Raw genomic sequence first — 22,695 nt, 5'->3', positions numbered from 1 at the left:
ACAAGGAAAATAATCATGAGTCAACAAAGTGCGACCCCCGTTATCACGTCATTACAGGTGATCCCGGTAGCGGGCTACGACAGTATGTTGCTGAACCTCAGTGGCGCCCATGCGCCATTCTTCACCCGCAATATCGTGATCATTAAAGATAATGCCGGTAACACGGGCGTCGGGGAGATCCCAGGCGGTGAGAAGATCCGTAAAACGCTGGAAGAGTCCGCAGCATTGCTGAGCGGTAAGCGCATCGGTGAATATAAAAACCTGCTAAGTCTGGTGCGCCAGACCTTCGCCGACCGCGATGCGGGAGGACGTGGCAATCAGACCTTCGATCTGCGCACCACCATTCATGTGGTGACCGGTATTGAAGCGGCGCTGCTGGACCTGCTGGGCAAACATCTCGGCGTCAACGTCGCCAGCCTGCTGGGCGATGGTCAGCAGCGCGACAGCGTTGAGATGCTCGGTTATCTGTTTTATGTCGGCGACCGCCGTAAAACCTCGCTGCCCTATCAGAGCCAGAGCGATGAACAGTGTGACTGGTATCGCCTGCGTCATGAAGAGGCGCTCAGCCCGGAAACGGTGGTACGGCTGGCGGAAGCCGCTTATGAAAAATATGGCTTTAATGATTTCAAACTGAAGGGCGGCGTGCTGGCCGGTAGCGAAGAAGCAGAAGCGGTGACCGCGCTGGCAAAACGTTTCCCTGAAGCACGTATTACGCTCGACCCAAATGGCGCCTGGTCGCTGACTGAAGCGATCGAACTCGGCAAACAGCTGAAAGGCGTACTGGCGTATGCGGAAGATCCTTGCGGCGCTGAACAGGGCTATTCCGGCCGCGAAGTGATGGCGGAGTTCCGCCGCGCCACCGGCCTGCCGACGGCGACCAATATGATTGCCACCGACTGGCGTCAGATGGGCCATACCCTGTCACTGCAATCGGTGGATATCCCGCTGGCGGATCCGCACTTCTGGACCATGCAAGGCTCGGTGCGCGTGGCGCAGATGTGCCACGACTTCGGTCTGACCTGGGGTTCGCACTCCAATAACCATTTTGATATCTCGCTGGCGATGTTTACCCATGTGGCGGCGGCGGCACCGGGCAAAATCACCGCGATTGATACTCACTGGATCTGGCAGGAAGGCAATCAGCGTCTGACTAAGCAACCGTTACAAATCAAAGGCGGCATGGTGCAGGTGCCACAGCAGCCAGGATTAGGCGTGGAGCTGGATATGGATCAGGTAATGACGGCCCATGCGCTGTATCAGAAACATGGTCTGGGCGCGCGTGATGATGCGCAGGCGATGCAGTTCCTGGTGCCGGAGTGGCGGTTTGATAACAAACGACCTTGTCTGGTGCGCTAAACCATCGGGCTTTATGCGAAATACACAGGAGTCACTATGAGCAATACAAACTATCCCAACCGTTTTCGTCAGCGTCTGCTGGGCGGTGAAACCCTGATTGGCAGCTGGTGCGGGCTGGCCAATCCGATCACTACCGAGGTGTTGGGACTGGCGGGTTTTGACTGGTTGTTACTGGATGGCGAGCACGCACCGAATGATATCACCACCTTTATTCCCCAGCTGATGGCGCTGAAGGGCAGCGTCAGCGCGCCGGTGGTGCGTCCACCTTGCAACGAACCGATTATTATCAAGCGCCTGCTGGATATCGGTTTCTATAACTTCCTGATCCCATTTGTTGAAACGGAAGAAGAAGCACGGCGTGCGGTGGCGTCGACGCGCTATCCGCCTGCCGGCATTCGCGGCGTATCGGTTTCTCATCGCAGCAATATGTACGGCACTTTGCCGGACTACAACAGCACGATTAACGACAACGTCAGTGTACTGGTGCAAATCGAAACCCAGCTCAGCGTTGACAATATTGATGCGATTGCCGCGGTGGATGGCGTGGACGGGATTTTTGTCGGCCCGGGCGATCTCTCGGCGGCGCTCGGTTATCTCGGTCAGCCTTCACATCCGGAAGTGCTGAAAGTAATCAAACATATTTTCGATCGCGCCAAAGCGGCGGGTAAAGCCAGTGGCATTCTCGCGCCGGTGGAAGCGGATGCACGGCGTTACCTGGAGTGGGGCGCTGGTTTTGTCGCTGTCGGCAGCGATCTTGGCGTATTCCGCAATGCCACTCAGGCGCTGTGTGACCGTTATAAAAAATAACTGATGGTTAAGGGGAGAAGCGTAATGAAAATTGGATTTATTGGCCTCGGCATTATGGGCAAACCGATGAGTAAAAACCTGCTGAAAGCGGGTTACAGCCTGGTGGTGCGCGATAACAATGTTGAAAGCGAAGCCGAGCTGGTGACTGCCGGGGCGATTACCGCCAGCAGCGCGAAAGCGGTGGCGGAGCAGTGCGATGTGATTATTACGATGCTGCCGAACTCGCCGCAGGTGAAAGAGGTGGTGCTGGGTGAGGGCGGCGTGATTGAGGGGGCAAAACCCGGCACGGTAGTGATCGATATGAGCTCAATTGCACCACTGGCAAGCCGCGAGATCCATGCTGAGCTGGCTAAGAAAAATATCGCCTTGCTGGATGCGCCGGTCAGTGGCGGCGAGCCGAAAGCGATTGAAGGTACGCTATCGGTGATGGTTGGCGGTGATAAAGCGCTGTTTGATAAATATTACGATCTGATGAAAGCGATGGCCGGTTCAGTGGTGCATACCGGTGATATTGGCGCCGGTAACGTCACCAAGCTGGCGAACCAGGTAATTGTGGCGCTGAATATTGCGGCGATGTCGGAAGCGCTGACGCTGGCGACCAAAGCTGGTGTCGATCCCGATCTGGTATTCCAGGCGATTCGTGGCGGGCTGGCGGGCAGCACGGTGCTGGAAGCGAAAGCGCCGATGGTGATGGATCGCAACTTTAAGCCAGGTTTCCGTATTGATCTGCATATTAAGGATCTGGCGAATGCGCTGGATACGTCGCACGGCGTTGGCGCGCAGCTGCCGCTAACGGCGGCGGTGATGGAGATGATGCAGGCGCTGAAGGCCGATGGCATGGGCACGGCCGACCATAGTGCGCTGGCCTGCTATTATGAAAAGTTAGCGAAGGTTGAAATTTCCCGGTAACAGGACCCTTCGGCGCCGCTGACCGGCGCCGAACCGGTCGTTTCTTTCGGCCAGCTAACAGTGCTCGGAAAACCTATGAAAATAGTAATCGCACCGGATTCATACAAAGAGAGTTTATCCGCCCTACAGGTCGCGACGGAGATTGAAGCGGGGTTCCGTGAAATTTTCCCTGATGCGCACTACGTCAAGCTGCCGGTTGCGGATGGCGGCGAAGGTACGGTGGAAGCGATGGTAGCGGCAACGCAGGGAAAGATTGTCAGATTAAACGTGACTGGCCCGCTGGGCGAGCAGGTTGAAGCATTCTACGGTCTTTCCGGCGATGAGAGCTGTGCCTTTATCGAAATGGCGGCAGCCAGTGGTCTGGAGCTGGTGCCGGCGGCGCAGCGCGATCCATTGATCACCACCTCGTGGGGAACCGGTGAACTGATTCGTAACGCGCTGGATAACGGCGTAAAACATTTTATTATCGGCATCGGTGGCAGCGCCACCAATGACGGTGGTTCCGGTATGGTGCAGGCGCTGGGCGCGCGCCTGCTGGATAAGCAGGGGCAGCAGATTGGCTATGGCGGCGGCAGCTTAACCGATCTTGTCAGCATTGATATCAGCCAGCTCGATGAGCGTATCGGTCAGTGCCGCTTTGAGGTGGCGTGCGATGTCACCAATCCGCTGACCGGTGACGAAGGGGCATCGGCTATTTTCGGTCCGCAGAAGGGCGCGACACCGCAGCTGGTGGCGCAGCTGGATCAGGCCATGGCGCACTACGCGAAGATTATCCAGCGCGATCTGGATATTGATGTGCTGCATATTCCCGGCGGCGGCGCGGCGGGTGGCATGGGCGCGGCGTTGCATGCGTTCTGCCATGCTGAACTGCGACGCGGTATTGAGATTGTCACTGAAGCGCTGGGACTGGATAAGCTGGTGCAGGACGCCACGCTGGTGATTACCGGCGAAGGGCGGATCGACAGTCAGAGCATTCACGGTAAAGTGCCGATTGGCGTGGCGCAGGTGGCGAAGCGCTATAACAAACCGGTGATCGGTATTGCCGGCAGTCTGACCGAAGATGTGGCGGTGGTGCATCAGCACGGACTCGATGCAGTGTTTAGTGTGATTTACAGTATCTGTACGCTGGAGGAGGCGCTGGATAATGCCGCCGACAATGTACGGATGACGGCACGCAATATTGCCGCCAGTCTGGCGATCGGGCAGAGTTTTAATCAGTAATTCCAGGGGCGGCGTTCTCGTCGCCCGGGCCGAAGATTTACTGCCTTCTGTTTCTTGATGTCGGACAAATATTCAGCGGATTGTCGTATGCGGAAATAGCCGTAAGGGTAATATCAGATGATTACCTTACGGAGAAAAAAAATACGATGATTACCAAAACACTTTCAGCTTTTAATCAGCAAGTTAACCATGCGGAACTCGGCAAGTTATTGCTGCGTTTATCGCTGGGCGGCCTGCTGTTATTCCATGGCTGGCATAAACTGCTGGCCGGTACGGCGGGCATTCAGGGGATGCTGACCGCGCATGGCCTGCCCGGCTTTATTGGCTACGGCGTGCTGATAGGCGAAGTGGTGGCGCCAGTGATGATAATTCTTGGCATTCTCTGCCGTCCGGCGGCGCTGGTGATTATCGGCACCATGATTGTTGCCTGGCTGCTGGTGGCAGTGGATAAAACCTTTCAGCTGGATGCGGTAGGGGCATGGGCGCTGGAAAGCATCGCTTTTTATCTGCTGATGTCGCTGGTGCTGCTGTTCCTCGGCGGCGGCAAATATTCGCTGATCAAAAATCCTGACTGGCGCTGAACAGCGCCTTACTGCTGACGTAGCACTTCAGTTGCCAGGCGGGCGACATTATCCATTTCATCAAGCAACTCCAGCAGCTCTGGCTCGATATCGGCAATGCCGGAATCGAGCCGCAAGTGGTGTTCCAGCTGCTGACACAGCTGCTTCAGACGCGGCACGCCGCTGTAGCTGGCGCTGCCGTGCAGCTTATGAATAATATCGCGCAGGCCACTGCTGTGATTGTTGCTCAGGTTATGCTCCACCTTTTCCCGTACTTCCGGCAGAAAATCGACCAGCATTTGCAGCAGATCGCGCGCCAGATCGGTTTTATTCGCCGCCTGGCGTAGTGCCAGCGGCCAGTCGAGTGAAGGCGATACCTGTGGTTGCCGTTCCTGTACTTCCGGCTGCAGGCCCGGCGAGTAACGCGCCAGCAGATGGCTGAGTTTCACTTCATCAATCGGCTTCGCCAGATAGTCATTCATGCCGGCCTTGATTAACCGCTCGCGCTCGCCATCGATCGCATGGGCGGTCACCGCCACAATCGGCGTATTGGTATGCTGCGGCAGTTCGCGGATCAGCTCACTGGCGCGGATGCCGTCGATTTCCGGCATCTGAATATCCATCAGAATAATATCCAGCTTCTGGCTGCGCGCCTGTTGAATCGACTTTTCGCCACTGTCACACAACACAATATGGTCAACCTGTTCTTCCAGCAGGGCGCCGATCAGCTTCAGGTTGGCCGGATTATCATCCACCGCCATCACCGTCAGCGGCAGACGCGTGCGCTCTGGCAGGTCGTACAGTTTGCGCGCCAGCAGGTCCAGCAGGCCCGGCATCAGGCGCGTCATCGATACCGGTTTTATAATACAGCCGTCGACGCCGCGTGCCTTTAGCTCCTCGGCGTAAACCTGCATCTGGCAGGGGAGCGCCATAATCAGGCAGTCGGCGCGATCCAGTAACGGCTTAAGCAGCGCATCGGGAATATCCTGATTCTGGCGCTGCATCACCGGAATACCCACCAGCAGCACATCATAGTGATCTTCGCTCAGACCACTGATTGAGGTGCTGTAACTGATATTCATCGGTGTGGCGCTCAGCATATCCAGCGTGGCCTGCGCTGCCGCCGGATTCGCTTCCACATACGCCAGCCGTTTGCCCTGCAGACCGTCCAGCGCGCGCGGATCGCTGGCGGCATTAGGATTCAGTTCAAGATTTACATGGAACCAGAAAGTTGAACCGTGACTGAGGCGGCTGTGGAATGAGATATCGCCGCCCATCTCTTTCACCAGTTTTTGCGTAATCACCAGCCCAAGCCCGGTGCCGCCATGGCGGCGCGAGATACTGGCGTCCGCCTGACGAAACGCCTGGAATAGCTGCGATTGCTGCTTCTCGGAAATGCCGATCCCGGTGTCATGCACCTGCACTTCCAGTTCCACTTTATTGTTGCCCTGCGTGCGTTTCTCAATGCGGATATCGATATTGCCGCGTTCGGTAAACTTAATCGCATTGCCCAGCAGGTTGGTGACAATCTGTTGCAGGCGCAGCGGGTCGCCAATCACGTTATCCGCAACATCGCTCTGAATATTGATGGTCAGCTCCAGCCCTTTCTCATGGGCGGCCTGCGCCAGCAGCACCACGGTCTCATCCAGCGTGGCGCGCAGCGGGAAGGGGATGGTTTCCAGCACCAGTTTGCCGGCTTCCAGCTTCGAAAAGTCGAGAACGTCGTTGATAATGCTCAGCAGGTTATTGGCTGAACGTTCAATGGTATGCATATAGTCGCGCTGTGTGGCATTGAGCGGCGTTTTCAGCGTCTGGCGGGTAAAACCAATCACGCCATTGAGCGGCGTGCGCAGCTCGTGCGACATATTGGCGAGGAATTCTGACTTGATGCGCGCCGCTTCCTGGGCGCGTTTTTTGGCTAAATCCAGCTCGACGTTCTGGATCTCCATCTGTTCAAGGGTTTCACGCAGATCAGACGTGGCCTGATCGATATTCTGCTGCATCTCTTCGTGGTAGGCGGTCAGTGACATCGCCATCGAGTTGATGCCATTTTTCAGCACATCAAGTTCGCCGAGCATATAGCCTTCCACCCGGCTGTCGAGCTGACCGCGACGGATGCGGTCGACAGTGCTGACCATATTTCGAATCGGCCCGGTGACGTCGCGCATCAGGCGATAAGCAAACAGCATGGCGATGCACAGACAGAACAGCAGCAGCAGGGTTGAGATAAACACCTCTTTATACTGCTGTAAGCGCACCGATTGCAGATCCAGTTCAATCGCCACATAGCCAAGCGGATTACCGGTGGGTTTGGCATCGCGTCCGGGAGATTCATCCGGATAGTAACTTTCAGAGAGGATCGGCGTGCGCAGAATCATGCTGTTGCCACGGCGTTCAATAGCAATCGAAACCGGCGGTTTCTGGCCGTCAGCAAGACGTAACAGGTCAGGATCTGGCTGGAAATTGGAGGTGACAAACAGCTGATTATTATCATCAAACACGGTAATTGCGCGCACAATATCCGAGTGGCGGCGATGCAGCAGGCTGACCAGCTGGCGTACCGATTCGCGGCTGTGGAACGTCATGCCATATTCACTGGAGACGGCCAGCGGTTCGATAATATTGGCGCCGGCATCGACCAGCTGCCGTTGCAGTTCGTTGTAGCGATGCACGACAAAAAAGGTGCTGAGCAGCAGGCCGATCATCAGCGTCGGCGCCAGGATTAAAATCATCATTCTCGCCCGCAGGCTGTATTTGGTCATGGATTTCCACTATGCGACAATAATGACAATACCCCTGAGTGACGGCGGGTACTGGATTCAGCTCAGCTACGTCGTTATCAATAATGGCGCAATTCTACTCTGCAAAGCGGCACAAAACGACCCGCATGCCCCATTTTGCAGCGTGAAGCCATTGCGCCGGATCGCGCACCCTGGCTATGGCGAGGCTGAATAGCCTACTGGCGCTGGCCTGCTGTGGGTTTTACCGTAACCACGACAACCTGGAACAGTTTTCGCATAACCCTCCGGTGGCGCTAATCTGACGCCTTGTTTACGTGCCAGATCGCCAGTAAAAGGTGCAACAAAATGTTCACTGTGTGGAAGCTGTTGCAGCAATAGTTGCTAAGGCTGCGTATAATAGTTACTTGAATAATATGAAAGATATCCGGATTTTTGTAGCAGAATTAAACAGATATCGCCGGTCAGTTGGCGGCGCAGCCGTTGACCATCAAACTTGCGCGATAACCAGATGTCTATCTATTCGTTAATCCGTCTACACTTGCCGTGACAGTCAGACGTTGCTGACTTCCGGTTACCAATTGGAAAGGGTCGTGATGCCCGCACTGCGGCGATCACGAATCCATGGTGCTATTTGCGAAACTTAGCTGCCCGAGCGGGAGCTTTGCCAGGAGAGGATATGGTTGCGGTAAGAAGTGCACATTTGAATACGGCTGGCGAGTTTGCACTCGACCAATGGATCACCAGTTTGGGGATCTCTAACCAGCAGTCATGTGAACGACTGGCCGATACCTGGCGCTATTGTGAAGCCGCCACGCAAAATCATCCCGACCAGGCAGTGCTGTTATGGCGCGGTATCGAAATGGTGGAAATCCTGACGATGCTGAGCATGGATAATGACAGCCTGCGCAGCGCGCTGCTGTTCCCGCTGGCCAATGCGAATGTGGTATCGGAAGAGACGCTGGAAGAAGATTTCGGCAAAGGGATTGTCTCACTGGTGCATGGTGTGCGCGATATGGACGCCATTCGCCAGCTGAAAGCGACACATAACGACTCGATGGCGTCGGAGCAGGTGGATAACGTCCGCCGTATGCTGCTGGCGATGGTGGAAGATTTCCGCTGCGTAGTGATTAAGCTGGCGGAACGTATTGCCCATCTGCGCGAAGTGAAAGATGCGCCAGAAGATGAACGCGTGCTGGCGGCGAAAGAGTGTACCAATATCTATGCGCCGCTGGCCAACCGCCTCGGCATCGGCCAGCTGAAGTGGGAGCTGGAGGATTTCTGCTTCCGCTATCTGCATCCTGATGAATACAAACGCATCGCTAAACTGCTGCATGAGCGGCGTATCGATCGCGAACAGTATATTGAGACCTTTGTCGATAATCTGCGCAAAGAGATGGCGAAAGAGGGCGTGAAAGCCGAGGTGTATGGCCGGCCGAAACATATCTACAGTATCTGGCGCAAGATGCAGAAAAAGTCACTGGCGTTCGATGAGCTGTTTGACGTGCGCGCGGTGCGTATCGTCGCTGAGCGTTTGCAGGATTGCTACGGCGCGCTCGGCACCGTGCACACCCTGTATCGCCATCTGCCGGATGAGTTCGATGACTATGTTGCCAATCCGAAACCCAATGGTTATCAGTCGATTCATACCGTCGTGCTGGGGCCGCAGGGTAAAACCGTTGAAATTCAGATCCGCACCCGTCAGATGCATGAAGATGCCGAGCTGGGTGTGGCCGCGCACTGGAAGTACAAAGAGGGGCCGGGCGTCAGCCAGGCTCGCGGTGCTTCCGGTCATGAAGAGCGCATCGCCTGGTTGCGTAAGCTGATCGCCTGGCAGGAAGAGATGGCGGATTCCGGCGAAATGCTGGATGAAGTGCGCAGCCAGGTGTTTGACGATCGCGTCTATGTATTTACGCCGAAAGGGGATGTGGTCGATCTGCCTGCCGGATCGACACCGCTCGACTTCGCTTACCATATTCACAGTGATATCGGTCATCGCTGCATCGGCGCCAAAATTGGCGGCCGCATCGTGCCCTTTACCTATCAGCTGCAGATGGGCGACCAGATCGATATCATCACCCAGAAGCAGCCGAACCCCAGCCGCGACTGGCTGAATCCTAACCTCGGTTATGTCACTACCAGCCGCGGGCGCTCGAAAATTCACGCCTGGTTCCGTAAACAGGATCGTGACAAAAATATCATTGCCGGTCGCCAGATCCTCGATAACGAACTCGATCATCTGGATATCAATCTGAAAGACGCCGAAAAGCTGCTGTTGCCGCGCTATAACGTCAACAGCATGGATGAGCTGCTGGCGGCGATTGGCGGTGGTGACATCCGCCTGGTGCAGATGAGCAACTTCCTGCAGTCGAAGCTGAATAAGCCGAGTGCCGAAGAGGAAGATCGCGAGGCGCTGCGTCAGCTGACGCAGAAAACCCACTCCAACAGCGCGCGCAGTAAAGAAAGTGGCCGGGTGGTGGTGGAAGGCGTCGGTAATCTGATGCACCATATCGCCCGCTGCTGCCAGCCGATTCCTGGCGACGAGATTGTCGGCTTTATCACCCAGGGACGCGGCATTTCCATTCACCGCGCTGACTGCGACCAGCTGGCCGAGCTGACTTCCCATGCGCCGGAGCGTATTGTCGATGCGGTGTGGGGGGAAAGTTACTCCAGCGGCTATTCGCTGGTGGTGCGGGTCACCGCCAACGATCGCAGCGGACTGCTGCGTGATATCACCACCATTCTGGCGAATGAAAAGGTCAATGTGCTGGGCGTCTCCAGCAGGAGCGATACCAAAAAGCAGCTGGCAACCATCGATATGGATATCGAAATCTACAATCAGCAGGTGCTGGGACGGGTGCTGGCGCGGCTTAATCAGCTGCCGGACATTATTGACGCTAAGCGTTTACACTGACTGCAGGCCATATGCCACGCCAAATTTTAGGGGAAACACACCGATGGTTCCGGAGCGGCGTTGCCCGCGAAGGAACGCGGGGTGGTCGCCCCGTGTATTTCGATCTTCCAGACATTTTTATCTGTTAGCAGTCCATTATATTTAAGGAGTCCAATGAACGCTCTCGATCGCCTGCTGGGCATCATGAAAACCCTGCGCGATCCGCAGAACGGCTGCGCATGGGATCGCCAGCAAAGCTACGCCACCATTGCCCCCTATACCCTCGAAGAGACTTATGAAGTGCTGGATGCTATTCAGCGCGAGGACTATGCCGATCTGCGTGATGAGCTTGGCGATCTGCTGTTCCAGATCGTGTTTTACGCGCAGATGGCCAGCGAAGAGGGGCGCTTTACCTTCGACGATATCTGTCACGCCATTAGCGACAAGATGGAGCGCCGCCACCCGCATATCTTTAGCGATCGGCTGGTGGATAGCAGCGTGGAACGCAGCGTACAGTGGGAACAGACTAAAGCGGCGGAACGCGCCAATAAAGAACAGCATTCTGCGCTGGACGATATCCCCGCGGCACTGCCGGCGCTGATGAAAGCGCATAAAATTCAGAAACGCTGTAGCGCCGTCGGTTTTGACTGGCACACCATCGGCCCGGTGCTGGCAAAAGTGTATGAAGAGATCGACGAAGTGATGGAGGAGGCACAGCAGGCGGTGGTGGATGAGGAGAAACTGGAAGAGGAGATTGGCGATCTGCTGTTTGCCACGGTCAATCTTTCGCGTCATCTGGGCAAAAAAGCCGAAACCGCGCTGCAAAAAGCCAATCGTAAATTTGAACGTCGTTTTCGTCAGGTAGAACAGATTATCGCCGCCCAGGGAATGGCGATAAATGACGCCACCCTTGAACAAATGGAAGCTGCCTGGCAGCAGGTTAAATCGACGGAGTAATCGACGACTGACCCGATTCAGCTAAAAATATTTAACGCGCGATCTTATGACCAAAATCAATCCGGGTCGCGGGTTTGTCGGCTAATTTAGCCTGATAAAAACGTTGTCGCGCACACAACCAGAAAGGATCAATTGTCGGCTCAGGGGGTTTCCGGTATACTGTTTTCCCGTCCTGGTTATTCCATCGTCTTTAAACCTAAACTCTCAGGTTCAGCATGACAACGAATTATATTTTTGTGACCGGCGGGGTCGTATCCTCTCTGGGCAAAGGCATTGCCGCAGCCTCCCTGGCAGCTATCCTCGAAGCTCGTGGTCTTAACGTGACCATCATGAAGCTGGACCCGTATATCAACGTGGATCCAGGTACTATGAGCCCTACACAGCACGGTGAAGTCTTTGTGACCGATGACGGTGCTGAAACCGATCTGGATTTAGGTCACTACGAGCGTTTTATCCGTACCCGGATGACACGCCGCAACAACTTCACCACTGGCCGTATCTACTCCGAAGTGCTGCGTAAAGAACGCCGCGGTGACTATCTGGGCGCGACCATTCAGGTTATCCCACATATCACTAACGCGATTAAAGAGCGCATTATCGCCGGTGGTGAAGGTCACGACGTAGTGCTGGTTGAAATCGGCGGCACCGTTGGTGATATCGAATCACTGCCGTTCCTCGAAGCCATTCGCCAGATGGCGGTGGATGTCGGTCGTGAACATACGCTGTATATGCACCTGACGCTGGTGCCGTATATGGCGGCAGCGGGCGAAGTGAAAACCAAGCCTACTCAGCATTCGGTGAAAGAGTTGCTGTCGATTGGTATTCAGCCCGATGTGCTGATTTGCCGCTCCGATCGCGCGGTCCCGGCCAACGAGCGGGCGAAAATCGCGCTGTTCTGTAACGTGCCGGAGAAAGCGGTAATTTCTCTGAAAGACGTTGATTCTATCTATAAAATCCCAGGCATGTTGAAATCACAGGGCCTTGACGATTATATTTGTAAACGATTCAGCTTAAACGCGCCGGAAGCTAACCTCTCCGAATGGGAGCAGGTGATTTACGAAGAAGCGAATCCGGGTGGCGAAGTAACGATCGGTATGGTCGGCAAATATGTCGAGCTGCCGGATGCCTACAAATCAGTGATTGAAGCACTGAAGCATGGTGGCCTGAAGAACCGCGTTACGGTAAACATTAAGCTGATCGACTCGCAGGATGTTGAAACCCGTGGTGTCGAATTACTGAAAGATTTAGACGCTATCCTGATCCCTGGCGGTTTTGGTTACCGTGGTGTGGAAGGCAAGTTGATGACTGCGCAGTATGCGCGTGAAAACAACGTGCCTTACCTCGGTATCTGCTTAGGTATGCAGGTGGCACTGATGGAGTTCGCCCGCAACGTCGCAGGCATGGAAGGGGCTAACTCCACTGAATTTGTGCCAGACTGTAAATATCCGGTAGTTGCATTAATTACCGAATGGCGTGATGAAGAAGGCAATGTTGAGATGCGCTCCGAACAGAGCGATCTGGGCGGCACCATGCGCCTCGGCAGTCAGCAGTGCCAGTTGACCGATAACAGCCTGGTCCGTCAGATGTATGGTTCTGACACCATTGTGGAACGTCATCGTCATCGCTATGAAGTGAACAACATGCTGTTGAAGCAAATCGAAGCTGCTGGATTACGTGTGGCAGGCCGCTCCGGGGATGACCAGCTGGTAGAGATCATTGAGATCCCTGACCATCCATGGTTTGTTGCGTGTCAGTTCCATCCGGAATTCACCTCAACACCGCGTGACGGGCACCCGTTGTTTGCTGGCTTTGTTAAAGCCGCAAGCGAGTACCAGAAGCGTTTAGCGAAATAACAGAACAACGCACAATTCTCCCCGCAAGATTTCGCGTTGCAGCCAGCATTGCTGCGGCGCGAAAGATAAAGGGGAAGCGCGTTGTTTGTCTGAGTCTTAGCTTAACTTGTACTGAGGAAAATCTAATGTCCAAAATCGTTAAAGTCATCGGTCGCGAAATCATCGACTCTCGTGGTAACCCGACTGTTGAAGCTGAAGTTCATCTGGAAGGCGGCTTTGTCGGTATGGCTGCTGCGCCATCAGGTGCTTCTACCGGTTCTCGCGAAGCGCTGGAACTGCGTGACGGTGACAAATCTCGTTTCCTGGGCAAAGGCGTCACTAAAGCCGTTGCAGCAGTTAATGGCCCAATCGCGAACGCGGTGCAGGGTAAAGATGCGAAAGACCAGGCAAACATCGATAAGATCATGATTGAGCTGGACGGTACTGAAAACAAATCTAACTTCGGTGCTAACGCTATTCTGGCGGTTTCTCTGGCTGCTGCTAAAGCCGCTGCTGCTGCTAAAGGCATGCCGCTGTATGAGCACATCGCTGAACTGAACGGCACCCCAGGTAAATTCTCTATGCCACTGCCAATGATGAACATCATCAATGGTGGCGAGCATGCCGACAACAACGTCGACATCCAGGAATTTATGATTCAGCCAGTGGGCGCGAAAACCCTGAAAGAAGCCATCCGTATGGGTTCTGAAGTGTTCCACACCCTGGCGAAAGTGCTGAAATCGAAAGGCATGGGTACTGCAGTAGGTGACGAAGGCGGCTATGCGCCAAACCTTGGTTCTAACGCTGAAGCTCTGGCGGTTATTGCTGAAGCCGTAGAGAAAGCGGGCTACAAGCTGGGTACTGATATCACCCTGGCGATGGACTGTGCAGCGTCTGAATTCTACAAAGACGGTAAGTACGTTCTGGCTGGCGAAGGCAACAAAGCCTTCACGTCAGAAGAGTTCACCCACTTCCTGGAAGACCTGACTAAGCAGTATCCAATCGTCTCTATCGAAGACGGTCTGGATGAATCTGACTGGGCGGGCTTTGCTTACCAGACTAAAGTGCTGGGCGACAAAATCCAGCTGGTTGGTGACGATCTGTTCGTGACCAATACCAAAATCCTGAAAGAAGGTATCGACAAAGGTATCGCTAACTCCATTCTGATCAAATTCAACCAGATCGGTTCTCTGACCGAAACGCTGGCGGCGATCAAAATGGCGAAAGATGCTGGCTACACTGCAGTTATCTCTCACCGTTCAGGCGAAACCGAAGATGCAACTATCGCCGATCTGGCGGTGGGTACTGCTGCTGGCCAGATCAAAACCGGTTCTATGAGCCGCTCTGACCGTGTTGCTAAGTACAACCAGCTGATTCGTATCGAAGAAGCGCTGGGCAGCCGTGCGCCATTTAACGGTCTGTCTGAAGTTAAAGGTCAGTAATAAATTCCACAGCTTATCCCGCGGGTAAGCTGTGGTGATAAGATAGAGCCTCGTGCCTGCACGAGGCTTTTTTTATGGCGCGCGCGCAGAGGTTTTTTCTGCCATAATCTGCGCCCCTGATTCCCCCCACTAGCGAGAAAGTAATGCAGTACCCGATTAATGAGATGTTCCAGACGTTGCAGGGCGAAGGTTTTTATACCGGCGTACCGGCAATTTTTATCCGCTTGCAAGGATGCCCGGTTGGCTGCAGCTGGTGCGATACCAAACATACGTGGGATAAGCTGGCCAATCGGGAGACCTCGCTGGGCGATATTCTGGTGAAAACGGTTGAGAGTGACGCCTGGGGTTCGGCGGATGCTGACGGGCTGCTGGCGATGATTGGTCAGCAGGGCTGGACGGCACGTCATGTGGTGATCACCGGCGGTGAGCCGAGCATCTATGATTTGACGCCATTAACCAGCGTGCTGGAAGCTGCTGGCTACAGTTGCCAGATCGAAACCAGCGGCACTCATGAAGTCCACTGCTCGGCCAATAGCTGGGTGACGGTTTCACCGAAGGTCAATATGCGCGGCGGTTATGATGTATTGTCACAGGCGCTGGTGCGTGCCGACGAGATTAAACATCCGGTGGCGCGTCAGCGGGATATTGAAGCGTTACAGGCGCTGCTGGCTACGCTGAGCGATGATAAGCCACGCATCATTGCGTTACAGCCAATCAGCCAGAAAGAGGATGCGACGAAGTTGTGCATCGAAACCTGTATTGCGCATAACTGGCGCTTATCGATGCAGACCCATAAGTATCTGAATATTGCCTGATCGGGCTCGGGCGGCGAGAACGCCGTTACCACGATTCGTGCAAACCATCTGAACGGGCGGCGAGAACGCCGCCCCTGCATTGTTCTGAACGTAGAGGCGGCGTTCTCGCCACCGGTGTCAAAGAGATGCATCAACCGCGATAAACACACCCGGCGGTACAGGTCTCTTTTACCAGCACTGCGCTCAGTTCCGGCAGCGTGGGCTTCATCTGATCCCAAATCCATTTTGCCAGCACTTCGCTGGTAGGGTTTTCGAGGCCTGGAATATCGTTCAGATAATAGTGATCCAGACGATCGTATAACGGCTTAAAAGCCGCCTTCAGCTCAGCAAAATCCATTACCCAGCCGGTATGCGCATCCACTTCGCCGGTGATTTCAATACGCACCAAAAACGAGTGTCCGTGCAAACGGCCACACTTATGGCCTTCCGGCACATTTGGCAGATGGTGCGCGGCTTCAAACTGGAAATCTTTAAATAGCGTGGTTGCCATCGTTACAGTCTCAATCTCATCAAAAAACCGACGAAGTCTAACGGAAAACAGCTTTTTTCGCACCCGTTAAGCGCAGGATCGCGCCAGTAACTTTACTCTTAATCGCCTGGTGTTGTTAACTTATTGATTAAAATGATTTTAGTTAACCGCTTTTGCTGTTAACCGTTACCCGAAAAACCACTTAGTCATTTTGGTTATTTATTATTTCTAACCCTTATTTAATGGTTATTATGTCACTCGGTAACCTACCTCCTCTTACGTCCCGGACCACAGACACTGGAATTTTCAACGCAATGACGACTCAGGCTCCCCCAGGTAATCTGCTTCCGCTTAACCCGGAGCAATTCGCGCGCTTGCAGGCGGCGACAGGTGATTTCTCTACCACGCAGCTGGCATGGCTTTCCGGCTATTTTTGGGGGATGGTCAATCAGACGGGGGGCGCTGCTGTCGCCACGGCTCCGGCAATGGTTGAGACACCGGCCATCACCATTCTGTCCGCTTCGCAGACCGGCAATGCACGTCGGCTGGCGGAACAGCTGCGTGATGACCTGCTGGCGGCTAAGCTGAATGTCAATCTGGTGAATGCTGGCGACTACAAATTTAAACAGATCGCGCAGGAAAAACTGCTGGTGGTGGTGACCTCCACCCAGGGTGAGGGTGAACCGCCGGAAGAAGCGGTGGCGCTGCACAAATTCCTGATGTCGAAGAAAGCGCCGAAACTGACCGATACCGCTTTTGCGGTGTTTGGCCTCGGCGACACCTCCTACGAGTTTTTCAGCCAGGCGGGCAAAGATTTTGACGGCAAGCTGGCGGAACTGGGCGGCGATCGCCTGCTGGCGCGCGTCGATGCCGATGTGGAATACGCGGCTGATGCTGAGCAGTGGCGTAAGCAGGTGGTTGAGGTGCTGAAAGCACGCGCGCCGGCTGAGTCACCGTCGGCGGCGGCGCAGACCGCCAGCGGCAGCGTTAATCAGGTCGATAGCACGCCTTATACCAAAGAAGCGCCGCTGGTTGCCAGCTTTGCGGTAAACCAGAAAATTACCGGTCGCAACTCCGATAAAGACGTCCGTCATATCGAAATCGACCTCGGCGACTCAGCACTGCGCTATCAGCCGGGTGATGCGCTCGGCGTCTGGTTTGAAAACGATGCGGCGCTGGTGCAGGAACTGGCTGAACTGCTGTGGTTAAAAGGCGATGAGAGCGTGGTGGTTAATGGCGCCACGCTGCCACTGGCGGAAGCACTGCAGAAACATTTCGAACTGACGGTCAATACGCCGCAAATCGTCGAGCGTTTTGCCCATCTGTCGCGCAACGATGCGCTGCTGGCGCTGGTGTCTGATAAGGCGAAGCTACAGCACTATGCGCAGAGCACGCCGATTGTAGATATGGCGCGTCAGGCGCCAACCGAACTGCATGCTGACCAGTTAATTGAGCTGCTGCGGCCGCTCACTCCGCGCCTCTACTCGATCGCCTCTTCACAGGCGGAGAACGAAACTGAGGTGCATATTACGGTCGGCGCGGTGCGTTATGAGATTGATGGCCGTGCGCGTGCCGGTGGCGCCTCCAGCTATCTGGCCGATCGTCTGGAAGAGGACGGCGAGATTCGCGTGTTTATCGAACATAACGATAACTTCCGTCTGCCCGCCAACCCGGAAACGCCGGTGATTATGATTGGGCCTGGCACCGGGATTGCCCCGTTCCGCGCCTTTATGCAGCAGCGCGACAACGACGGCGCGGGCGGTAAAAACTGGCTGTTCTTTGGCAACCCGCACTTTACCGAAGATTTCCTCTATCAGGTGGAGTGGCAGCGCTATGTAAAAGATGGCCTGCTGACCAATATCGATTTAGCCTGGTCACGCGACCAGCAGCATAAAGTCTATGTACAGGACAAAATCCGCGCGAAGGGCGCGGAAGTGTGGCGCTGGATTCAGCAAGGCGCACACATTTACGTCTGCGGCGATGCTAATCGTATGGCAAAAGACGTTGAGCAGGCATTACTGGAAGTGGTAGCCGAATACGGTGGCATGGACATCGAAACGGCTGACGAATTTTTAAGCGAGCTGCGCATTGAGCGCCGTTATCAGCGAGACGTGTACTAATGAGCGAAAAACATCCTGGACCGTTGGTCGTTGAAGGCAAACTGACTGACGCTGAACGCCTGAAAAAAGAGAGTAACTACCTGCGTGGCACCATCGCTGACGATCTCACCGATGGCCTTACCGGTGGTTTCCGTGGCGATAACTTTCTGCTGATCCGTTTTCACGGTATGTATCAGCAGGATGACCGCGATATCCGCGCCGAACGCGCCGAGCAGAAGCTGGAGCCGCGTCATGCCATGATGCTGCGCTGCCGTCTGCCGGGCGGGATTATTACCCCGACCCAGTGGCTGGCGATTGATAAGTTCGCCGAAGACAATACCATTTACGGCAGCGTGCGCCTGACTAACCGTCAGACCTTTCAGTTTCACGGTATTCTGAAAGGCAATGTGAAACCGGCGCACCAGATGCTGAGCGAAGTCGGACTCGACTCGCTGGCCACCGCCAACGACGTTAACCGTAATGTGCTCTGCACCTCGAACCCGGTGGAGTCAGAGCTGCATCAGGAAGCCTATGAGTGGGCAAAAAAACTCTCAGAGCACCTGCTGCCGCAGACGCGCGCCTATGCCGAAATCTGGCTGGATAAAGAGAAGGTCGCGACCACTGATAAAGAGCCGATTCTCGGTGAAACCTATCTGCCACGTAAGTTTAAAACCACCGTGGTGGTGCCGCCGCACAATGATGTCGACCTGCACGCCAACGACCTGAACTTTATCGCCATTGCCGAGAACGGCAAGCTGGTGGGCTTTAATCTGCTGGTGGGCGGTGGTCTGTCGATCGAGCACGGTAATAAAGCGACTTATGCCCGTACTGCCAGTGAATTTGGTTATCTGCCACTGGATAAGACGCTGGCGGTAGCGGAAGCGGTTGTGACCACCCAGCGCGACTGGGGTAACCGTACCGACCGCAAAAACGCCAAAACCAAATACACCCTTGAACGCGTCGGCGTTGAGACCTTTAAGCAGGAAGTTGAACGCCGGGCTGGCATTACGTTCGAACCGATTCGTCCGTATGAATTCACCACCCGTGGCGACCGCTTTGGCTGGGTGAAGGGTATTGATAACAAATGGCATCTGACGCTGTTTATTGAAAACGGCCGTCTGCTGGACTACCCAGGCCGCGCGCTGAAATCCGGCGTGGCTGAAATTGCCAGAATCCATCCTGGTGATTTCCGTCTGACCGCCAACCAGAACCTGATTGTGGCGGGCGTACCGGAAACGCTGAAGGACAAAATCGAGGCGATTGCCCGCAGCCATGGCCTGATGGAGAACGTCACTGCCCAGCGCGAAAACTCGATGGCCTGCGTGTCGTTCCCTACCTGTCCGCTGGCGATGGCGGAAGCTGAGCGCTTTCTGCCGGAATTTGTCACCAAGGTCGAAGGGCTGATGAATAAACACGGCGTCGGGGAAGAGCACATAGTGCTACGCGTAACCGGTTGTCCGAACGGTTGCGGCCGTGCCATGCTGGCTGAAATTGGTCTGGTCGGTAAGGCGCCGGGTCGCTACAACCTGCACCTTGGCGGTAACCGCACCGGTACACGTATTCCGGCGATGTATCGTGAGAATATCAACGAAGACGATATTCTGGCGAGCATTGATGAACTGGTCGGACGCTGGGCAAGCGAGCGTGAAGCCGATGAAGGCTTTGGCGACTTCACCATTCGCGCCGGCGTGGTGCGCGAGGTTCTCGATCCGGCACGTGATTTTTGGGAATAACGGAGGCGACTGATAATGTCTGTATTCGATCTCGCAGCACTGAACGATATGCCAAAAGTCGAGCGCGTGATGGCGCTGGCGGAAGTAAATACTCAGCTGGAGAAACTCTCCGCTGAAGAGCGCGTCAGCTGGGCGCTGGAAAATCTGCCGGGCGATTTTGTGCTGTCATCCAGCTTTGGCATTCAGGCAGCGGTGTCGCTGCATCTGGTAACGCGCCAGAAGCCAGACATTCCGGTGATCCTGACCGATACCGGTTATCTGTTTGCCGAAACCTACCAGTTTATCGACTCGCTGACCGAGAAGCTGGATCTGAATCTGAAAGTGTTCCGCGCCGAGCAGTCAGCGGCATGGCAGGAAGCGCGCTACGGCAAACTGTGGGAGCAGGGCGTTGAAGGCATCGAAAAGTACAACCAGATTAACAAGGTTGAACCGATGAACCGCGCGCTGGAGACACTGGGTGGTCAGACATGGTTTGCTGGTCTGCGCCGCGACCAGTCTGGCAGCCGCGCACATCTGCCAGTGCTGGCGATTCAGCGCGGGGTATTTAAGATCCTGCCAATTATCGACTGGGACAACAAACAGGTGTATCAGTATCTGCAACAGAATGGTCTCAGCTACCATCCGCTGTGGGATGAAGGCTATCTGTCGGTCGGCGATACCCATACCACGCGTAAGTGGGAGCCGGGTATGGCAGAAGAAGAGACGCGCTTCTTTGGCCTGAAACGCGAGTGCGGCCTGCATGAAGGTTAATGATAAATTATGCTAAACTAATTACCCGATAGTTTATCGGTGTTTATTAGTTAATTTATTGTATTTTCGTTAATGCATTAATTTTTTGTTACTTTATTGTTTAATTTATCTAATCGATCAATCCTTGTTGGGTGGAAGTTTTACTCACTCAGCAAGGAGAGAACACAGTGTCAGATAAAGCCCTGACGTCGTCTGTACCCCATAAAAAACCATCTTCCGTCGTGAAGAATTCCCTTCGTTTTGGTAAACAACACTCAACTGACGAAATCGATATTCGCCAGGTGAGTACACTGCAGGATTTTTTTACCGGCATGGGAAAATTACACGCGGAGTACCTCAAACTCGGTCTGGTGGCGCCTCAGCCAGGCAATATGTTGTTTTCACCCTGGTTCTTCACCGCCGCGAACCGCCTGTTTCTGGCTAAAGTCGATAATGATGTGATTGGCACCATTGCGCTGATTAAGCAGAGCGGGCAGGGATTACCGGCGGAGAAGATATTTGCCGACGAGATTTGCCAGTCAGGCTGTCAGCCGGAGCATACCGCAGAGATTGGCTCATTATGCATTGATGCCTGTTATCGCGGTGGTGGTGTACTACGTGCGCTCTACGGCTGGATTATTCTCTATGCCGCCTTCTTTCAACGCATTGATACGCTGTTTATCCAGGTGGAGGCGCGTAAAGCACGCTTCTACCAGGATAATCTGTTTTTTCATCAGGTGGGGGAGAGCCGCCTGCATCCTGCGTATCAGAACAAACCGGTGGTCTTACTGCGTGCCGATATTCGCCAGACGCTGGCTTTCCTGCGCAAAAGCTTATCGCCGCATAAACGCCTGAGTGTCAAAGAGGTGATGGTGTCGATGAATATCAGCAATCTGTATCACAGGCTGGTGGCATGCATGAAAGAGGAGAAGGTGTTTCGCTGGACGGCGGAGCATGCCCGCCACTACTGCGATCGCTGCTGTGTCAAAAATGACACGCTGAGCAGCAAACAACGGGCGGCATTACACAGCATCCTGAACCGACATTTGTAACTGATGAAGCGGGCGCCACGGCGCCCGCAACGATCAGAGCGCCTTTTTGGCGGCGGGATTAGCCAGTTCAGTGATTAACGGCAGCAGGATTTTCACCGTGTCATGGCTGCGCCGGGCGATACGGCCAGGCAGCCAGCGATCAAGATAACTGAGATTATCGCGCTCAGTCTGATGGCGGCTGATACCCTGCGGGAAATGCGGCGAGATACGACGCTGCTGGCGACCATCTTTATTTCCCAGCGTCCAGTTTGCGGCGCGCACATTCAGCAGTGGAAAACCGGCGCTGTCAAAGGCGTTATCCGCCGGATAATCTCCTTTTGCCGGAGTATGGCTGTCGGCAGCAATGCCGTAACGACGGGCGATAGCCAGCGCGCGATCGCGCGTCTGACGTGCTACTGCGGCAGGGGTATTGCTACCGCTGTTAAAATAGAGCTTATCGCCGACAATCAGACTGTCGAGGTTAATCACCAGCAGAGTGTTTTTCTTCTCTTCAGGTTTCATCCGCGTCAGATAATCTTCACTGCCGCGATGACCAATCTCTTCACCGCTTAGCGCGACAAAGCGCACGCCATAATGCAGCGGGAGCTGGCTGAGACGTTGCGCCAGTTCCAGCATCACGCCCAGACCGGCGGCGTTGTCGTCGGCGCCCTGCAAGCGCAGGCCTCCGAGATTATGTTCTACATCGGCATCGCTCTGCGGACTCCAGGTATCGAGATGCGCCACCAGCAGAATTTGCTGCGGCGCCTGACCTTCACGCGCGGCAATCACCGAGGTGCCGGTGACATTGCGCCAGACGGCGCTGCCATCTTTGTGCAGATATTGATAACGGGTATGAAAATCGCGTTTGTCGCTGTGGTAACCCATTGCGCTGAACTGTTGTTGCAGATAGTCGGCGGTCAGCAACTCGGCCGGACTGCCGATCATGCGGCCAGGGAACCAGGTGGCGATATTACGTAGCTGCTGTTCAGCCTGTTTGCCGACGGCAGGTTCCGCCGCCGTCACCGGTAAAGCAATACCGCAACTGAGCAGCGCAGCCAGCGCAGTCAGGCGGAGGGTGGAAAACATTTCAGGATCCTTAGGCGT

17 protein-coding genes are annotated in these 22,695 nt (G+C 54.8%); 14 read left to right on the top strand and 3 right to left on the bottom strand.

The window, feature by feature from the left end:
- Positions 1-15: 15 nt before the first annotated feature.
- The 5 genes from gudD to J2125_RS06395 all read left to right on the top strand — a co-directional run bounded on the left by gudD (position 16) and on the right by J2125_RS06395 (position 4,874).
- Positions 16-1,356: a glucarate dehydratase gene (gene gudD / locus J2125_RS06415; RefSeq protein ID WP_017803608.1), complete on the top strand. Its 1,341-nt coding sequence runs from the start codon at positions 16-18 to the stop codon at positions 1,354-1,356.
- A 36-nt stretch (positions 1,357-1,392) separates the two neighbouring features.
- A complete protein-coding gene (gene garL, locus J2125_RS06410) occupies positions 1,393-2,163 on the top strand; it encodes a 2-dehydro-3-deoxyglucarate aldolase (protein ID WP_017803609.1) in 771 nt (256 codons plus the stop codon).
- Between the two features lie 24 nt (positions 2,164-2,187).
- Complete coding sequence (gene garR / locus J2125_RS06405; protein WP_209499476.1) at positions 2,188-3,072, top strand: 2-hydroxy-3-oxopropionate reductase; 885 nt, start codon at positions 2,188-2,190, stop codon at positions 3,070-3,072.
- A 75-nt stretch (positions 3,073-3,147) separates the two neighbouring features.
- Entirely contained in the window at positions 3,148-4,293 is a 1,146-nt protein-coding gene (locus J2125_RS06400) for a glycerate kinase (RefSeq protein ID WP_017803612.1), read from the top strand.
- A 146-nt stretch (positions 4,294-4,439) separates the two neighbouring features.
- Positions 4,440-4,874 carry a DoxX family protein gene (locus tag J2125_RS06395; RefSeq protein ID WP_017803613.1) on the top strand — a complete coding sequence of 145 codons (435 nt, stop codon included), beginning with the start codon at positions 4,440-4,442 and terminating at the stop codon, positions 4,872-4,874.
- Between the two features lie 8 nt (positions 4,875-4,882).
- On the opposite strand, the gene barA is transcribed toward J2125_RS06395, so the two are convergent.
- Positions 4,883-7,615 (bottom strand): two-component sensor histidine kinase BarA, encoded by a 2,733-nt coding sequence (gene barA, locus J2125_RS06390; RefSeq protein WP_017803614.1) that lies wholly within the window; start codon positions 7,613-7,615, stop codon positions 4,883-4,885.
- Between the two features lie 655 nt (positions 7,616-8,270).
- Between barA and relA the strand changes: the two genes are divergently transcribed.
- The 5 genes from relA to queE all read left to right on the top strand — a co-directional run bounded on the left by relA (position 8,271) and on the right by queE (position 15,530).
- Entirely contained in the window at positions 8,271-10,505 is a 2,235-nt protein-coding gene (relA, locus tag J2125_RS06385; RefSeq protein ID WP_017803616.1) for a GTP diphosphokinase, read from the top strand.
- 153 nt (positions 10,506-10,658) lie between these two features.
- Positions 10,659-11,441: a nucleoside triphosphate pyrophosphohydrolase gene (mazG, locus tag J2125_RS06380; protein WP_017803617.1), complete on the top strand. Its 783-nt coding sequence runs from the start codon at positions 10,659-10,661 to the stop codon at positions 11,439-11,441.
- A gap of 215 nt (positions 11,442-11,656) precedes the next feature.
- The gene (gene pyrG / locus J2125_RS06375; RefSeq protein WP_017803618.1) at positions 11,657-13,294 is read left to right on the top strand and encodes a glutamine hydrolyzing CTP synthase; all 1,638 of its coding nucleotides are present in this window, start codon (positions 11,657-11,659) and stop codon (positions 13,292-13,294) included.
- A 125-nt stretch (positions 13,295-13,419) separates the two neighbouring features.
- Entirely contained in the window at positions 13,420-14,715 is a 1,296-nt protein-coding gene (gene eno / locus J2125_RS06370) for a phosphopyruvate hydratase (protein ID WP_017803619.1), read from the top strand.
- 143 nt (positions 14,716-14,858) lie between these two features.
- A complete protein-coding gene (gene queE / locus J2125_RS06365) occupies positions 14,859-15,530 on the top strand; it encodes a 7-carboxy-7-deazaguanine synthase QueE (protein WP_017803620.1) in 672 nt (223 codons plus the stop codon).
- A 130-nt stretch (positions 15,531-15,660) separates the two neighbouring features.
- On the opposite strand, the gene queD is transcribed toward queE, so the two are convergent.
- Positions 15,661-16,020 (bottom strand): 6-carboxytetrahydropterin synthase QueD, encoded by a 360-nt coding sequence (queD, locus tag J2125_RS06360; protein ID WP_017803621.1) that lies wholly within the window; start codon positions 16,018-16,020, stop codon positions 15,661-15,663.
- 293 nt (positions 16,021-16,313) lie between these two features.
- On the opposite strand from queD, the gene cysJ reads away from it, so the two are divergent.
- The 4 genes from cysJ (at position 16,314) to J2125_RS06340 (ending at position 21,612) form a co-directional block, all read left to right on the top strand.
- Entirely contained in the window at positions 16,314-18,119 is a 1,806-nt protein-coding gene (gene cysJ / locus J2125_RS06355; protein ID WP_017803622.1) for an NADPH-dependent assimilatory sulfite reductase flavoprotein subunit, read from the top strand.
- Entirely contained in the window at positions 18,119-19,831 is a 1,713-nt protein-coding gene (gene cysI / locus J2125_RS06350) for an assimilatory sulfite reductase (NADPH) hemoprotein subunit (protein ID WP_017803623.1), read from the top strand. Before cysJ ends, cysI begins: the two co-directional genes overlap by 1 nt.
- Positions 19,832-19,846: 15 nt before the next feature.
- Positions 19,847-20,581 carry a phosphoadenylyl-sulfate reductase gene (locus J2125_RS06345; protein WP_017803624.1) on the top strand — a complete coding sequence of 245 codons (735 nt, stop codon included), beginning with the start codon at positions 19,847-19,849 and terminating at the stop codon, positions 20,579-20,581.
- A 311-nt stretch (positions 20,582-20,892) separates the two neighbouring features.
- Entirely contained in the window at positions 20,893-21,612 is a 720-nt protein-coding gene (locus J2125_RS06340; protein ID WP_157819483.1) for a GNAT family N-acetyltransferase, read from the top strand.
- 33 nt (positions 21,613-21,645) lie between these two features.
- Here the strand turns inward: J2125_RS06340 and J2125_RS06335 are convergent, their stop codons facing one another.
- Positions 21,646-22,677 carry an aminopeptidase gene (locus J2125_RS06335; protein WP_017803626.1) on the bottom strand — a complete coding sequence of 344 codons (1,032 nt, stop codon included), beginning with the start codon at positions 22,675-22,677 and terminating at the stop codon, positions 21,646-21,648.
- Positions 22,678-22,695: the final 18 nt, after the last annotated feature.

This window comes from Winslowiella toletana (genome assembly GCF_017875465.1).
In the GTDB taxonomy this organism is placed as follows: Bacteria; Pseudomonadota; Gammaproteobacteria; order Enterobacterales; family Enterobacteriaceae; genus Erwinia; species Erwinia toletana.
The sequence above is the reverse complement of the archived record's forward strand: the minus strand, read 5'-3'. Positions and strand labels throughout refer to the sequence as shown.